The following is a 15,076-nucleotide window of genomic DNA, read 5'->3' on the forward strand; positions in this document are numbered from 1 at the left end:
CGCCACCCCTGCGGCCGCCCTCGAGATCGCCTGCGCCCACCTGGTCCGGGCCCGGTCACGTCTGGAGGCCCTCGGCGCCGAGCTCGAGGTGCTTCTCGCGCGGGTGCTGGCGGCGGAATCGTCGCTTCCGGCGCCTCCCGCCACCCCGACTGTGCCGGCGGAGAACGCGGGGGCGGCAGGGACAGAGAGGGCGGCACCTCCCGCCGGAGGTACAGGGACGCAGGGGACGGGGAACACGGACGGGACAGAGGCCACGGGGGGAGCGTTCGACGGGGAGTCCGTCGCCGGCGCCCCGACCCCGCAGGCCGCTGCAGCTGTGGAGGCGGCGAAGTCCGCGTTGGGGACCCCGTACGTCTGGGGCGGGACGTCCCCGTCGTCGGGACTGGACTGCAGCGGTCTGACGCAGTGGGCGTACGGGCAGGCCGGAGTCGACATTCCCCGCACCGCCGACCAGCAGGCCGTCGGCGCACAGGTCAGTGCCGACCAGCTGGCCCCGGGAGACCTGGTGGTCTGGGACGGCCATGTCGCGATGGTCACGGGCGACGGGCAGATGATCGAGGCCGGCGACCCGGTCCAGATCAACCCGGTGAGAACAGAGAACATCGGCATGGGGTTCCTCGGTTTCTACCGCCCCACCGCCTGAGAGGAGACACGGATGTCCACGAACCGCGGCCTGGCCCGCATCACCACCACCCCTCCGGTGCCGGAGTACAACGTGCAGCAGTTCCTCGGCGAACCCCCGCCGACCGTGCCCGCGGTCCTCGGGGCCGAGCTGTTCTCCGCCCCGGGCGCACACGGTGGTCCGGTCATCGACCGCACGCGTCCTTCCAGCTAAAATCTGTCGTCATGGCTGAAAACGGAATCGTCACCCTCGAGCTCGAGACAACCGCCGGAACGTTCTACACCCTGTGGGCACCAGGTTGGGTGTCCCGTGGGGAACAGTGGCAGGCCTTCCTCGGTGACGACTCCGGTGTCTTCGCCTTCGAGTCTCCCGCGGCACTCCTCGCCGGTATCACCGCCTCCTCCGCCCACGACCTGGCGGAGCACCCGGACTGGGCGGCGTTCATGGAGAAGCCCGAAACCAAGGTGACTCCCCGCAAGGGCGGCAGCATCAGTTTCGTCGACCTGCCCAACAGTCTCGCGGGGCGGCCCTCCTTCGAGAACACCCGGACCGTCTCGAACGCCTTCCAGGTGCTGCGGTCACTGGGCACGGTCTGCGGTATCGACCGGATCAACCGGTGGTTCCGTTCCTACTCCGTGCTGTCCAACGTCAGCCGTGGGCAGGACCACTACGCGGGCGAGAACGGTCTCGCCGAGTGGTCGAGCGTGGGGTACACGGTGCGGGACAACTGGGTGGAGCTCATCGACGCCGTCGACGAGGCCCTGGTCACCCCGGACCTCGGCGACAACGCCGCATCCCTCATCGCCGACGCACAGCGGCGGATCGACGACTCAGCGGCGCAGGGTGAGCGCGCCCCCGAATCCGGTGACACCGCGGCCACGGCCGACGACAGTTCCGGGGACGCGAACGGCACAGAGGCCGGTACAGAGACCGGTACCGAGGCCGATCCCTACGACTCCACCCCGTGGGGCCATGCCGGGATCGACCCGATCCGCATCACCGTGGACGGCACGACCGTCTACACGCTGCGGTGCTACGTCGGCGACCGTTCCCCGGTGTTCCTCGGCCGTCTCGGCGAGATCAACACCTTCTCCTCCTCCCGCTCCCTGGTGCGGTGGATGGTCGACGCGAAGGACCACGACCTCGCGGAGATGGAGACCTGGGGTGATCTGGTCTCCCTGGCCAACGCCGGAGAACTGGAGGTCACGGTGCACCCGTCGAACGTCTACGGCTTCACCGGTCTGCGCAGTGACATCGCAGCCGGCGTCGACGCCGTGGACACCGCCCAGCTGGGGCAGGCGTACGAGCTCTTGGCCGACGCCGCCGACTGGGCGAAGGACGACGGCGTGAACAAGGTCCTGCTGGCCTACCCCCGCCTCCAGGACTACATCGCCTACATGCTCGGCTCCCCCTCCGCAGCGACCCCCACCGCCCCCTTAGACGAAGAGGCGAACGGCTGGACTCAGCTGGAGGAGAACCTGACGAACCGCTTCACCAAGTTCTGACCTCCGGGCCCTGTCACGGTGCCAGGACGGTGTCGTCGTACCAGAAGGACTCGAACTCTGCGAGCTGCCGCCCGTCACCTCCGGACGTGAACCACACGGCGGCGCCCTCGAACTCGACGAACCCGCCGTCCACGCGGACGGTGTAGATCCCGTTGGCGACGTCGACCCCGTCGTCCGTCACCACGCCACCTTCCGCCGGCCCCGCGCCCGGCCAGTCCGCGAAGTCTCCCCGCATGTAGAGGGAGTCGTCGGCGTCCGAGACGCACACGACCACCGCGGAACCGTCCCCCTCCCCCGCGTAGACCCAGGTGTCGATGCCGTCGCACTCGGCGTTCCCGTGGTCGAGGTAGCCGTAGTACCCGAGGCCGGGAGGGAGCTCGCCGTCCGGCACATCGAGGGAAGGGTCGTCGAGCCCATCGGGGTCATCGAGGCCGTCGTCGACGAGGTAGTCGTCGAGAGGGTCCGACCGGACGGACGGGTCGGTCGCCGGTCCGTCCGCGACCGGCGACGAGGCTCCACGTCCGAGGAACCACAGTCCGACGGCCCCGGCGCCGATGAGCGCGACGAGCACCACCAGGACGACCGCGACCACCTTCCCGCTCTGCGGCGAGGCGGACCTGTCCGTCGGGACGACAGACGGTGCTGCCCCGTACGGGTTCGACGGTCCGGGACCCGGCGGCCCCTGCTGTCCGCCGTCACGCCCCCAGGAGTCCCTGTCCATCGTCGACCGCCTTCCAGTGCCGCACGGCACAGTTCGCACTTCTCGTCTTCCCGTCCTCCTGAACGTTAGTACCTCGCCGTACGCTGCTCCCACTCCACCTGCACGGCACCACCGGAGACAAAGAACTATTGCCGAACATACTGTCGAATGATACCGTACACCTCAACAAGATGAAGCATGTTGGGCGGGACAGCGGAACTCATGTTCGAAGTCAAGGGGGATACAGTGTCAGAGCAACAGCCGTCGGCGGCGCCGGTCGGATCCACGACCGACCTGTTGGACGCCCTGGCCCGGATGGCTGCCGCGGTCGACGAGATCATCGCCCACGGTCCGGACACCTGGGCGCGGCTCACCGACGACGTCCGACTGCAGGCAGCGGAAGGCGTGGAACGTTCACGCAAGAAGCTGACACTCGCCGACGCGGCGTTCCTGTCCGCCCACGAGACGGAACTGCCGGCAGGGCCACAACGTCGCGCCCGTGCAGTGAGCCGGATCTTCACCACGACGCTGCGCGACGCCCGCACCAGGCTCGCCGCCTGGACCCGCATCGCAGAGCGACCCGACCCGTGGGGCGCCGACCCCACCGCCCCTCACCCGGATCACATGCCGCAACTGACGGCGCTGGTGACTGCGGGCGGTCTCGACTCCCTCGGTGTCGAGAAGGTGGACAAGCAGATCCGTGCGCTGCCTGCGAAGGTCCAGAACGAGATCACCCGCGTCGCGGACGGCCCCGTCGCCGACCTCGCGCGGAAGCAGGGGCCCGACGTGCTCGACTCCCTGCGCTCATTCCTGCTCGACCTCGTCGGTGCGGAGGAGCCGTACACGGAGAAGGACCATGCGCGGATGCGTTCCTTCACCGTCGGCCGGCAGGGGTGTGACGGCATGACCCCGGTGCGTGGACTGCTCACCCCGGAACTCGCCGCATCCCTCCAACGGCTGATGGCGGACTACGCGAAAACCGGTGACCTGCTGGACGAGTCCGACGGCGCAGTGGACGACCGGCTGCCCGAACAACGCCGCCACGACGCACTCAGCGCCGTCGTCCACGGCGGTTACGGCCCCGGGCGGACGCTGACTCCGGGCCGGGGCACGACGACGATCGTCGCCGTCATGCCCGTCGAACAGCTGCTCAAACCCACCGGCACCGCACTGACGGACGTGGGCACCCATGTCCCCGCCACCACGCTGCTGGACCGTCCCGACGAGGACCTGCACACGCATCTGCAGGTCCTCGCCCCCGACGGGCGGACCCTGCATTTCGGACGCTCCCGGCGCCTCGCCGACCTGCACCAGTACCTCGCGCTCGTCGGCGAGGAAGGGATCAGCTCGGCGCCGGGCTCCGACGCCGCACCCGCCCACTGCCACGTCCACCACATCGACGGGTGGAGTACCGGCGGCTCCACCGACCTGGAGAACCTCACACTGGTCTCCCCGACGATGCACGCCCAGGTGGACGACTCCCGCCAGAGGACGGACCGTTGGTGGACAGTTCAGGCTCCCCGCGCCTCCGGCAGGCGGGTCCACTGGATTCCCCCGGTGGATGTGGACCCCGGACGGTCCCCCACCCACAACGACCACCCCACGACCAGGCGCCACCCCGGCGACACCCGGAGACGGTTGTTCAGGGACTCAGGCCGTCAGCACGGACTCGAGTAGGAGGTGTCGTCGTTGAGGAGGCGGGCGTTGCTGCCCGGCGTCGTCGCCGCGGCACCACACAACCCTGCGCGGTCGTCACCGTAGTCCACCACGACAGGATGCACTGTCGTCCCGTCCACGCTCGCGCGCAGGGACGGACAGTACCCCGGTTCCAGCAGGACAGCACCGGGGTTGGCGGCGATGGCACCGTCGACCTCCGACCGGAAGGTGGGGCTGTCGCCCATCACCGAGGCGACGATGAGCACCCCGCGCCCGTCGCACTGCAGTCCCCGACCGGCGCCGTTCCCGGACGCCGACCTCTCCGCAGGCTCCGAGCCGCGCCCCGCACCCTGCCGCCGGCCGTCCCCCTCGGCGCGGTCCGACGATGCCTCACCCTCCGCGGTGACGGTCACCGTGTCCGTGTGCGTCGTGGACTCCACCGCCGTATCCGACGCCGTCGACGGTGCCGTGGAGTCCGCCGCCGGTGCGACCGTCGTCCATTCAGGGGCGGCCGACTGCCCACCGTCGTCGGACCTGAACATGAAGAACGCCGTCACCGCGGCGACGGCCGTGACCACCGCCGCCACCGCGACCAGCGCAACGACCACGCCTCCGCCAGTTGAGGAGCCCCGATCCGTCATGGTCGAGCCTCGTCAGCGGGCGGTACGGCCACAGGGGCACCGTCACCCGACGACGGCAGCCAGGGGTAGTCGGCCCGGGCGGCAATGTACCCGCCGAGCGCCAGGAGCAGCACACCGGCGACCAGCACCACGTACTCCCCCGGCCCCGTCGACGTCGTCTGCGCGTCCAGCAGGGACTGCACCAACGCCGCCTCCTGCTCCCCCAACCCCGAGGTGTCGCCGGTGAAGAGACTCTCGTCGAGCCCCAGGCCGGTCACCAGTCCGTACACCGCGTACGCGGCCAGGCCTGCGCCGGACCCCGCCACCACCAGTGCCGCGATCCGTCGCAGCGCGGTGAAGGCGACGAGCACCGCGCTCGCCGACGCCAGGAACAGCAGCACGACGGCGGTGCTCAGGAAGGCCGCCTCGATCCAGGACTCCTGCAGCCCTATCGCCTCGAAAGTGCTCCTCACCAGGCCGAAACCTGTGACGGTGAAGACCATGTCGGCGTCGTCGGGGCCCGCCGGCCCCGCACTGATGACGGTGCGTGCCCACGGCAACGCCAGGCCGACGACGGCGACGAGTGCGAGGACCGCCGTGCACAGCGCGCCGATCAGCGGATGCGTCACCAAGGCGTGGACGTAGCGCAGCGTCCCCGCCCTGCCGTCAGGTTCCGTGGCCGGGTCGTCGGTCAGGGGCACTGTCTACTTCTCCGTCGGTCGGTTCGGTGCCACGATCTTCCGGACGCCCCAGACGATCTCGTTGATGCCGGTCCAGGCCGCCACATGGGCGAGGGTGAACAGGGTCGCCTTCATCACGGCGAGGTTCGCGTTCAGGTCGTTCGAGCCCGCGGTGAGCAGGACGATCAGCGGGTAGATCATGCCCACGACGATGACCGCCAGGATCGACAGGTAGACCTTCGACTCGCTGCGGGTGCGGTCACCGACACCCCAGTTGCTCACGTCCAGCTGGGAGGCGGGCCGCTGCGGGCGGGCCTGCGAGAACTGGCCGGGCTGCGCCGCGTGCTGTGCTCCGCCGAAACCACCGGGAGTGGCGGGCTGCTGCCAGGAGCTCGCCGACGGTGCCGGAGCACCGGGCACCACACCGGGCACGTCACCGGCGGGGCGGCCGGTGTCCCCGCCGTCCCTGTCTGCCCTGTCGGCGCTGTCGGCGCTGTCTGCCCCGGCGTTCCCGTCCGTCTCCGGGGAGGAGACGCCGGGGGCGACCAGGTCACCGGAGGTCGGCTCCTGCACCGCGGCCGTCACCCGGGTCGCCTCAAGGTCGGAACCGGCACCGTCGTCGACCCGGTTCTCGCGGGTGACGTCGGCGGACGGACCGCTCAGCATCCCGCCGTCACGATCCTCCCGGGGCTCGTAGGACGGGTAACCCGTCGGTGCCGCCGCAGGTGCGGACGGCATGGACGCCGGCCCCGGCTGGAGGCCTGACCGGGCGCCGGGCGACTGGGAGTCGGCGAGGTCGTGCAGCCAACGGATGTTCACCACGTCATCCTCCGGCCCGTAGAGTGCGGCCTCGTAGATGTCGCGCTTGTAGGGGTCGCCCAGAATCGCACGGGCGGTCTCCACCTGGTCGATCTCCGGGGAGTCGTTGCCGTAGCCCCGGTTCCGCAGGTCTGCGGCGCGCTCCCCGAGAACCTCCGCCATCTCGTACGGCGGCATGTCCTTGTCGAGCTGAAGTTCGGTGTACAGGTCGTAGTTCGCCATGGGATTCCTTGTCGTGTGTGTCTCTCCGGGGCTTCGCCGGAGCCTCGCGGAAGCGTCGAAGAGCTGTCAGGGGCACCTTAATACATCAGGCGGGCCCGGTGACACCTGCAACGCCTGTGTGCCGGCGCACAGCCGGGACCGGGGTCAGCAGACGGGAATGTTCCCCACGACGTCAGTGACCGAGGACGCCGTGTCCACCGGCGAGCCGGTGAGCAGCATGGCGTACCGGGTGCGGTCCCCGGTCTCCGGGAAGACGCCCATCGCCCCGCCGGAGTCGGAGGGGGCGGCCACCCGGATGCGGCAACCGTCCGCCTCCAGCTGCTGCACACCGTCGGCGGGCACGTAGGCCGACCGGACGTCCTCGCTGCCGAAGTCGACGACCGCCATGGTCAGGCCGTCCCCGTGGCAGCTCACCCGGGCGTCCTCCTCCCCGCGGGGCTCACCGCCCTCGCAGGTCATCCCCCGCCAACCCTCCTGCCCCTGGCGTTCCGGGAGGAGGTCGGGGAACGCACCGACGATCCGGGCGTCGGACGGTTCCCATCCCGGGGTCAGGAACTGCCGGTAGCCCACGAACCCCAGGACCGCCAACGCCCCGACAAGCGCGAGGACGGTGAGCAGCACGACGGGCGTCCGCCACCGGGACGCACCCGACGCCGCCGCGCCGGCCCCCGGTGCAGCGGCAGATGCAGGCACAGGTGCCGGCGCGTTCCAGGTCACCGGCACCTCGCGGGTCTGCCCCACCTGCCCCCTCGCGGCGTCCCGCAGGGCGTCGAGGAAGGCGACGGCCGTGGGGAAACGCCGCGACGGGTCATTGTCCAGCGCCCGGCGGAACACGCCGGCTACCTGCGGCGCGGCCGTGGCGTCCGTCGCCGCCAGTTCCGTGGAGGTGAGCCTCGGCAGCGTCCGGTCGCCCCGCCACGCCGCCGTGGACATCGTGTCGCGGAAGGCTGTGAGGGTGAGCATCTCCAGGGCGATGAGCGCCAGGGCGTACCGGTCGGTGGCCGGACTGTAGTCCACGAGGTGGGCACCGTAGGTGCTGGCGACGGTGAAGATCTCCGGTGCCATGTACTTCTCGGTGCCGATGACCAGCCCTGTGGAGGTCATGCGGGTGTCGTCCCCGGCGATGCTGATCCCGAAGTCCGTCAGAACGGCCGTGGCCCCGACGCCTCCGTGCGGGTCACGGGGCAGCAGGATGTTGGCCGGTTTGAGGTCGCGGTGGACCACCGGCGGGTTCCGGTGGTGGATGTGGTCCAGGGCGTCCGCCACGGGACGCAGCACCCGGTCGACCTCGGCGACGGTGAACTTACGCCCGGTGCTCCTCCGGTCGGCCAGGGCACCCTCGAGGTCACCGCCGTCGACGTAGTCCATGACGAAGTACGCCGCGGTCCCGTCGGAGGACACCGCGTCCGCGTAGTGGATGTTGACCACCGCGGTGTGCCGGATGGTGGCCAGTGTCCTCATCTCCGCGAGGAACCGACGGTAGCCCTCTCCCCCGCTGCCGACCACGTCCGGCCGCACGGCCTTCACAGCCACCCAGCGTTGCAGCCCCTGGTCGTACGCGCGGTAGACGTGCCCCATGCCGCCCCGTCCGATCAGGGTGAGGTCGGTGAGGTTCCGCCGTCTCTCCAGCTCCTCCGCCAGCCGGGCGAGGTCGGCGTCGTCGTGGGTGTGACCGCCGCCGCTCACCGGCCCGTCCCCCCTGAGTTCTCTGAGCTCCAGGTGAAGTCGCGGGACGACACGGCGTCCCCGTCGCCGTCGACGACGCGGACACCGGATCCGGTGATCTCCACCCGTGAGCCGTTGTTGTCCAGGGTGCGGGTGACCCACCGTCCCGGCCCGACCCGCTGCATGTCGATGTCGTACTCGGCGGCCCGGTTGTTGTAGTAGCCGCGGTAGTACAGGTCTCCCTGCTCCCCGACGCGGCAGACCACCGCGCGGTCCTCCCCGTTGGTGCCGGCGAAGACCCACCGGTCGGAGGCGTTGCATGTCGCGGCGCTTACTCCGCGCCACCCCCGGGAGGTCAGGTCGGACGGTGCGTCCGACGGCCGCGACGGCGACGTCGTCCGGTCCGGTGCCGGACGTGACGGCGACGGGGAGGGCGCCGAGGTTTCAGAGGTCTCAGAGCTCTCTGAGCTCTCTGAGGTCTCCTCAGGCACGGCGGTGAACGCCGGGGCGGGGTCGTCGCCGGCGGCCCCGTCACTGCCCTGACTGTTCCACACCCACAGGCCGGCGGCGATCAGCCCGACGACGAGTACGACGACGGCGACAGCGGCGACGATGATTCCGGTGGCGAGACCGCCCGCCCGCGAGGACGCAGGCTCCTCCTGCTTCCACGGGTTACCTGCCGGCCCCGCCGGGCCCGGCGAGCCCCACTGCGGTGAGCCCCAGTCGCTGTTCCCCACGTCATGTCCTCCGTCCACGTCCGTCCCCTGAGCTGGCTCCGGCCCGGCGCACACCGGTACGGCCTTGACGTCCTATGTCTGTTTTCTCAGGGACCAGTAGTTTTCCTGAGCGTACCTGGCCAGGGCAAGTCGACGGGTGGGCGCATTGCCGTTCCGTGCCGAGAATCCGCGCACACCGCTGTTCTCCAGGACCTTGGAGAGGTAGTCGATCTTGGTGTTCACCTTCTTCTGCGACCAGCCCAGCGTCTGTTCGAGGTCGCGCACGGTCGGCACCTCGGACAGGTCCGTTCCGGGGCGCTTCACCAGCGGCGCGGCGAGGGCGCGCAGCAGGTCGACCTGTTCGTCGTTGAGGATGAGTTCCCCGACGGTCATCGGCGCACCGCCGAGGCGTTCGGCGGGGACGTCCTCCGACGGGGGACGCAGGGTCGCCGCGACGGTGATGTCGAGCTCATAGGTGGTCACCGAGGTGGCGAACACCGCCGCCGACTTCCCCAGCGGCAGCGGCAGACTCGCCTTGGGACCCAGCCTGCTCTGGCTGAAGGAGTTCTCGGCACGCGGCTGGATGCTGGCGGCCATCCTGCTGCCCCGGTTGGTGATCATCCAGGTTCCGTCGGTGTCCCAGACCTGCAGGAAGACCCGGTGCATGAACTCGTCGTCCACGCCCAGCGGGAAGTCCGCGGCGCGTCCGAGGGTGAGCGACTGCCCCGGGTTGAGGGCCACGCGGTGGCCTATCTGGTCGTCGATGAGGACCTGTCCGGGGAAGAGTCGGGGAAACGTCATGTCCGACATCTTCCTACCGTTCGAGTTCGTGCGCCAGCGAATCGAGTTCCCCGCCACCGGCCATCTCCAGGGTGAGCTGCTCGAGGGTGACCTCCTCCCGCGCCGCGTCGAGGACGCTACGGCCCAGGTTGAGCAGGACGAAGTGGTCACCCACCAGGTGGGCGTGGTGCGGGTTGTGGGTGATCAGGATGACGCCGATCCCCTCGTCGCGCGCCGCGGCGATGAACCGCAGCACCATGCCGGACTGCTTCACGCCGAGCGCCGCGGTGGGCTCGTCGAGGATGAGCACGCGTGCACCGAAGTACACCGCACGGGCGATGGCGACGACCTGCCGCTGCCCGCCCGACAGGGAGGCCACGGGCACCGAGACGTCGTCGAGCTCGACGCCCATACGCTGTAGCCGGTCAGCCGTGATCTCGCGCATCTCGGTCTCACGCAGGGTGCCGAACCGGCCGGTCATCTCCTGGCCGAGGAAGAAGTTGCGCCACACGGGCATCTGCCCGACCACGGCCAGGTCCTGGTAGACCGTGGCGATACCGTGGTCCAGCGCGTCACGGGGGTTGGCGAACGAGACCGGTTCACCGTCGACGAGGATCTCCCCGTCGGTCGGGGTGTGCAGGCCTGCCATGGTCTTGATCAGGGTGGACTTCCCGGCGCCGTTGTCGCCGAGGACGCAGGTGACGTGGCCCTCCTGCACCGACAGGTTGATGTCGTCGAGGGCGCGGAAGGAACCGTAGGTCTTGCCGATCCCGCGGAGTTCGATCACGGGCGGGGTGTCTGCTGCACTCACTGTCGTGCCTCCGAGTACTTCGAGAAGGAGTTGTTGGCGAGCACGGCGAGAAGCAGCACACCGCCGAGGAAGAACTTGAACCAGTCCGGGTTCCATCCGGCGTAGACGATCCCCTGGTTGGTCATGCCGAAGATCAGGGCGCCGATGGCCGTCCCCACCGCCGTCCCCTTGCCGCCGGTCATCGCACACCCGCCGACGACGGCGGCGATGATGTAGAGGAACTCGTTGCCCACGCCCTGGCCCGCCTGGATGGAGTCGAACTGGTACAGGTTGTGCTGCCCGACGAACCAGCAGGACGCGGCGACGGTCATGAACAGGATGATCTTCACGCGGTCCACCGGGACACCGACAGCACGGGCGGCGTCCCTGTCCCCGCCGACGGCGAAGATCCAGTTGCCGAAACGGGTCTTGAAGAGGACCCAGCTCGCGACCGCGACGAACAGCATCCACCAGAAGACGGTGACCTGCACCGTCACCCCGGCCACGCTCACTGAGCCGGCGAACAGCCGTCGGCAGAACTCGTAGCCCTGCATGTCGGAGATCACCGGGGTGGCGACCTGGTCGTTGACGAGTTTGGTCACCGCCAGGTTGAGCCCCTGGAGCATCAGGAAGGTCGCCAGGGTGATCAGGAAGCTGGGGATGCCGGTTCGCGTGACCATCCACCCGTTGAAGAAACCGACGGCCAGGGCGACGGCCAGTGCCAGCAGCGACCCCACCCAGGTCTGCAGGTGGAAGTTGTAGGCGATCATCGTGGCCGCCAACGCGGTGGTGGTCACCGCGACACCGGTGGAGAGGTCGAACTCGTCGCCGATCATCAGCAGGCCCACGGCCAGGGCGACGATGCCCAGGGTCGAGGACGTGTAGAGGACGGTGGCGACGGCGTCGAGCGACCGGAAGCTCGGGGCGACAACCATGAAGAGGATGAAGATCGCCACCGCCCCGACGAGGCTGGCGAACTCGGGGCGCCGCAGGAGAGTGGCGGACCTCATCGCAGTCCCTCCTTCGCCGCGTCGGCGATGGTGTCGATGTTGCTGCCGTCGACGAAGCTCGGTCCGGTGTAGACCGGCCGTCCGCCTCCGACGGTGGTCCCGTTGCGCTTGGCGAGCCAGAGGGCGTCCACCGCCATGTAGCCCTGCAGGTAGGGCTGCTGGTCGACGGCGAAGCTGATTCGTCCGTCCCGGATGGCGGGGACGAGTTCGGCGTTGGTGTCGAAGGTGCCGATGTTCACGTCGGCCCCGGTGGATTCCGCGGCGTCGGCGACGACGAGGGACACGGGGGTGACCAGTCCCATGACCCAGTCGATGGAACTGTCCTGGGCGAGCTTCGACTGGACGGTGGACTTCACCGACGTGAGGTCCTGGCCGTTGACGTAGAGGATCTCCACGGTGCCGCCGGACAGTCCCTCGCGGATGCCGTCGCACCGTGCCTCCTGCGAGGAGTTGCCCTGCTCGTGAATCACGCAGAGCGTCTTCTTCGCGCCTTCCTCACGGAGACGTTCGCCGGCCTTCTGCCCCGCGACCCCCTCCTCCTGGCCGAAGAAGCCGGAGAGTCCGTACTTCTCGTAGTCCTCCATGCCTGCGTTCAGCCCGACGACCGGGATGCCGGCGTCCACGGCGAGCTGGGCGGCGGGTCCCATGGCGTTGGCGTTGGGCATGGTCACCGCGATGCCGTCGACGTCGGAGTCGATGGCGGACTGCACGAGGCTGGCCTGGTTCGGTGCCTGCGGATCGGAGCTGTAGCGCAGCTCGATGTTGTCCTTCCTGGCGGCGTCCTCGGCGCCCTTGCGTACGAGGTCCCAGAAGGTGTCCCCCGGGGCCCCGTGACTGACCATCGACACGACGTAGCGCGGTGTGTCGACGGTGCCGCCCCCTCCCTCCCCGTCGGAGGAACGGGGTGCGCCGCCGGTGGCGGAGCACCCGGCTGCCGCGAGGGCGGTGGTCAGTCCCACGGCGGTCACGGCGGCGGTCAGGACGGTGCGGAAGCGGATCTTGAAGGTCACAAACCGCAAGTCAATGCCTCTGAAGCGGTTAAGTCAAACCGGCTGACCTGCAGCTTTACCGATACAGTTGATCGGTTCAGGGCGATCTACCTGCGGTGGGGGAGAGGAGCCACGCACCCGCGAACGACCGCCCGACCCCTTACCAGTACGGTTCGCCCTGCACCCACTGCGGCCCGTCCCCGACATTCGCACAGGTCACCAGATCACCCCGGTGTTCGCGCACGTCACCGAGTTCGCTGTCCATGCATGTCCCACCGGGGATGTTGAGCGTCCGAGTCACGTCAGTTGTCGGATTGTCCATCGGGTCACTGGGGTACCGCTCCTGGTAGCCGGGTTCCACAGCAGGTTCGGCAGCAGGTTCAGCAACAGGTTCGGCACTGTGAACTACGTCGCGGTCTCCACCCACATCCCCGGCGGAGACTGTCGGCCCCTGGTGGAGGGACGTGGATTCGCTGTCTCCCGTCGGCTCAAGTGAGGTGAGGGACGCCCTGGGAGAGCCACTTTCATCCACGTCACCGTAGCCACAGGAAGCGACCGAAACCGCCACTGAAACGCAAACGATTCCCGCGCTCCAAGTGACAACTCTCGAACAGAAACCACCCGGAGCCTTCATCACAACACCCATCAGATGCTCTTCTTTCGCGCCACCATGTAGAAGACGCCAGAAATCGTCACAACGATACCGATAGCCAATCCGATATACCAGCCCCCGGCCAGTGTTATACTCGCCATTCTCCCGTATTCTTCGTGAGTGAACTCATCATTTCCCACTCGGGCAAAGAAAACGAACATTGTCACAGTCAGAAGATGCATGATCCCCGAGATCACCAGGGACACCGGGACACGCCGCGCCAGCGGCCTGCGAAAAGCCTGCACTGATGCGAAGACAAGGGGAATGAGGGACGCCAATGCCATCGCACAGAGGAATCCACTCCCCTGCCCCATTCCGGATACGAAGCCGAAACCGTTGACCGAGGTTCTTCCCACCCCGCCGAAGAACCCCACCGCGGCCATCTCCACACTCAACCATTTACCGAAGAGAGTGAGAAGCGAGATCAACGACATCCCCGCGAGGACACCTCCGACCACCGGCGGAGTGACCCTCGTCCCCAATACATCCACTGTCCGGACCTCTCCGGAACCCGACGGCGTTTCAGATGGGTTGCCCCCGGCCCAGACATGCCCGGCATCGGCAGACTGTGTCCTCCAGGTTTCCCGCACCGGGTGATCCGCATGAACACCCTGCCCGGGGGACCTCTCTTCCACAGCGGACCTCGGCACCGCACGCGTGTCCGCAGTTGACGGCAACTGTTCCGACCGTGCAACGGGCCGTCGGGGCAGAGAGCCCGGAATATTGTCGACACCGTTCTCCCCGGCGGTACGCCTCTTCCACTTCTGCGGAGGAGACTCGGCCCCCGGGCCCCTGTTCGAAGCCTGCAGCGGAGGTTGGGACGACTCGTCTGTCCGCTTCCAACGTCCGGGTGGTGGAGTGGTCATGAATAGTCCTTTCGACACCGTCACTGAATCCTGCGGCTTCGATTCTGTCCACTGGAGCGGCTCTGACACACCACTCCGGGGAGCAGTCCCCGTTCATCGCCTCCGCCGACTCACGTATCCTGAGACCCATGAACCACCTCCCTGACCGCATCCCCGACGAGCGTCGGCACCGGCTGAACGACGCACTGACGCTCGCCGTCGGACAGGGCCGCATCGACCTCACGGAGTTCTCCGAGCTCAGTGACGCCGTCTGGTCCACCACGGACGTGGAGCAGTTCGAACGGCTCGAGACTCTCGTCGTCGGCGGCAGCGGACGCCGCGACGTCGAGGAGCTCGCGGCCAAGGCTGCGGCCCCCGTCCCCGAGTTCCCCCGCGGTCAGACCGTCCCCCAGGTGAGCTCCCCCTCACAGAACCTGTGGTTCGGCGACCTCAGACGCGGTGGCGACATGCAGCTTGCCACCCACGAGAATTTCTTCCTCCTGTTCGGCGACGCCGTTCTCGACCTCCGCGAAGCGTCCCTGTCGGCGCCGACGACGACGCTGCACATCACCTCGGTGTTCGGGGACGTGAAGATCACCGTCCCGCCCGGAATCCGGGTGGAGAACCGGATGTCGCTCGTCTTCGGCGACGTGAAGGCGGACCAGGGGCCGCGGCTGAGCCCCGGAGCCCCGGTCGTCGTCCTCACCGGGCACACCACGTTCGGCGACGTGAAGATCACCGTCGCCGAACCCGGGGCCCCGCTCAAGAAGAGCTGGTGGGACTGGCTGTCCGGCTGAGCGGCTAC

General features: G+C 68.8%; 16 protein-coding genes. 5 read left to right on the forward strand and 11 right to left on the reverse strand.

All coding sequences use genetic code 11. The features are described 5' to 3' along the window. From Q0A34_RS12495 to Q0A34_RS12505, 3 genes are all read left to right on the forward strand, one after another. The coding region (locus Q0A34_RS12495) for a C40 family peptidase (RefSeq protein ID WP_291480327.1) at positions 1 to 643 on the forward strand (643 nt) is incomplete at its 5' end. Between the two features lie 12 nt (positions 644 to 655). Next, a complete protein-coding gene (locus tag Q0A34_RS12500) occupies positions 656 to 835 on the forward strand; it encodes a hypothetical protein (RefSeq protein ID WP_291480328.1) in 180 nt (59 codons plus the stop codon). Between the two features lie 11 nt (positions 836 to 846). After that, complete coding sequence (locus tag Q0A34_RS12505) at positions 847 to 2,127, forward strand: hypothetical protein (RefSeq protein WP_291480329.1); 1,281 nt, start codon at positions 847 to 849, stop codon at positions 2,125 to 2,127. 13 nt (positions 2,128 to 2,140) lie between these two features. Here Q0A34_RS12505 and Q0A34_RS12510 read toward each other — a convergent pair whose 3' ends face one another. Beyond that, complete coding sequence (locus Q0A34_RS12510) at positions 2,141 to 2,848, reverse strand: hypothetical protein (RefSeq protein WP_291480330.1); 708 nt, start codon at positions 2,846 to 2,848, stop codon at positions 2,141 to 2,143. Positions 2,849 to 3,073: 225 nt separating this feature from the next. Between Q0A34_RS12510 and Q0A34_RS12515 the strand changes: the two genes are divergently transcribed. Further along, a complete protein-coding gene (locus tag Q0A34_RS12515; RefSeq protein WP_291480331.1) occupies positions 3,074 to 4,504 on the forward strand; it encodes an HNH endonuclease signature motif containing protein in 1,431 nt (476 codons plus the stop codon). Here Q0A34_RS12515 and Q0A34_RS12520 read toward each other — a convergent pair. From Q0A34_RS12520 to Q0A34_RS12565, 10 genes are all read right to left on the reverse strand, one after another. After that, positions 4,486 to 5,091, reverse strand: a complete 606-nt coding sequence (locus Q0A34_RS12520; protein WP_291480332.1) for a hypothetical protein — start codon at positions 5,089 to 5,091, stop codon at positions 4,486 to 4,488. The two genes, Q0A34_RS12515 and Q0A34_RS12520, sit on opposite strands and share 19 nt — an antisense overlap. Before the next feature lie 29 nt (positions 5,092 to 5,120). Then, a complete protein-coding gene (locus Q0A34_RS12525) occupies positions 5,121 to 5,804 on the reverse strand; it encodes a hypothetical protein (protein ID WP_291480333.1) in 684 nt (227 codons plus the stop codon). 3 nt (positions 5,805 to 5,807) lie between these two features. Then, on the reverse strand, positions 5,808 to 6,824 hold the full coding sequence (locus tag Q0A34_RS12530) for a hypothetical protein (RefSeq protein ID WP_291480334.1): 1,017 nt from the start codon (positions 6,822 to 6,824) through the stop codon (positions 5,808 to 5,810). A gap of 144 nt (positions 6,825 to 6,968) precedes the next feature. Next, complete coding sequence (locus tag Q0A34_RS12535; RefSeq protein ID WP_291480335.1) at positions 6,969 to 8,510, reverse strand: serine/threonine-protein kinase; 1,542 nt, start codon at positions 8,508 to 8,510, stop codon at positions 6,969 to 6,971. Next, positions 8,507 to 9,226 carry a hypothetical protein gene (locus Q0A34_RS12540; protein WP_291480336.1) on the reverse strand — a complete coding sequence of 240 codons (720 nt, stop codon included), beginning with the start codon at positions 9,224 to 9,226 and terminating at the stop codon, positions 8,507 to 8,509. Before Q0A34_RS12540 ends, Q0A34_RS12535 begins: the two co-directional genes overlap by 4 nt. A 72-nt stretch (positions 9,227 to 9,298) precedes the next feature. Beyond that, on the reverse strand, positions 9,299 to 10,006 hold the full coding sequence (locus tag Q0A34_RS12545) for a hypothetical protein (protein WP_291480337.1): 708 nt from the start codon (positions 10,004 to 10,006) through the stop codon (positions 9,299 to 9,301). Positions 10,007 to 10,019: 13 nt separating this feature from the next. Continuing rightward, on the reverse strand, positions 10,020 to 10,796 hold the full coding sequence (locus Q0A34_RS12550; RefSeq protein WP_291480338.1) for an ATP-binding cassette domain-containing protein: 777 nt from the start codon (positions 10,794 to 10,796) through the stop codon (positions 10,020 to 10,022). Continuing rightward, complete coding sequence (locus Q0A34_RS12555; protein ID WP_291480339.1) at positions 10,793 to 11,785, reverse strand: ABC transporter permease; 993 nt, start codon at positions 11,783 to 11,785, stop codon at positions 10,793 to 10,795. Before Q0A34_RS12555 ends, Q0A34_RS12550 begins: the two co-directional genes overlap by 4 nt. Next, positions 11,782 to 12,765 (reverse strand): substrate-binding domain-containing protein, encoded by a 984-nt coding sequence (locus tag Q0A34_RS12560; RefSeq protein WP_291480342.1) that lies wholly within the window; start codon positions 12,763 to 12,765, stop codon positions 11,782 to 11,784. Before Q0A34_RS12560 ends, Q0A34_RS12555 begins: the two co-directional genes overlap by 4 nt. Positions 12,766 to 13,419: 654 nt before the next feature. After that, on the reverse strand, positions 13,420 to 13,860 hold the full coding sequence (locus tag Q0A34_RS12565) for a hypothetical protein (protein WP_291480340.1): 441 nt from the start codon (positions 13,858 to 13,860) through the stop codon (positions 13,420 to 13,422). A 560-nt stretch (positions 13,861 to 14,420) separates the two neighbouring features. Here Q0A34_RS12565 and Q0A34_RS12570 point away from each other — a divergent pair. Further along, complete coding sequence (locus Q0A34_RS12570; protein WP_291480341.1) at positions 14,421 to 15,068, forward strand: LiaF domain-containing protein; 648 nt, start codon at positions 14,421 to 14,423, stop codon at positions 15,066 to 15,068. Positions 15,069 to 15,076 lie beyond the last annotated feature (8 nt).

The organism is Corynebacterium sp., from assembly GCF_022712195.1.
In the GTDB taxonomy this organism is placed as follows: domain Bacteria; phylum Actinomycetota; class Actinomycetes; order Mycobacteriales; family Mycobacteriaceae; genus Corynebacterium.

What these genes read in the sequence shown, in the direction of transcription:
- Q0A34_RS12505 (WP_291480329.1), top strand. Translation starts at nt 847, where the DNA reads ATGGCTGAAAACGGAATCGTCACCCTCGAGCTCGAGACAACCGCCGGA.
- Q0A34_RS12565 (WP_291480340.1), bottom strand. Translation starts at nt 13,860, where the DNA reads ATGTCGTTGATCTCGCTTCTCACTCTCTTCGGTAAATGGTTGAGTGTG.
- Q0A34_RS12500 (WP_291480328.1), top strand. Translation starts at nt 656, where the DNA reads ATGTCCACGAACCGCGGCCTGGCCCGCATCACCACCACCCCTCCGGTG.
- Q0A34_RS12510 (WP_291480330.1), bottom strand. Translation starts at nt 2,848, where the DNA reads ATGGACAGGGACTCCTGGGGGCGTGACGGCGGACAGCAGGGGCCGCCG.
- Q0A34_RS12555 (WP_291480339.1), bottom strand. Translation starts at nt 11,785, where the DNA reads ATGAGGTCCGCCACTCTCCTGCGGCGCCCCGAGTTCGCCAGCCTCGTC.
- Q0A34_RS12530 (WP_291480334.1), bottom strand. Translation starts at nt 6,824, where the DNA reads ATGGCGAACTACGACCTGTACACCGAACTTCAGCTCGACAAGGACATG.
- Q0A34_RS12545 (WP_291480337.1), bottom strand. Translation starts at nt 10,006, where the DNA reads ATGACGTTTCCCCGACTCTTCCCCGGACAGGTCCTCATCGACGACCAG.
- Q0A34_RS12570 (WP_291480341.1), top strand. Translation starts at nt 14,421, where the DNA reads ATGAACCACCTCCCTGACCGCATCCCCGACGAGCGTCGGCACCGGCTG.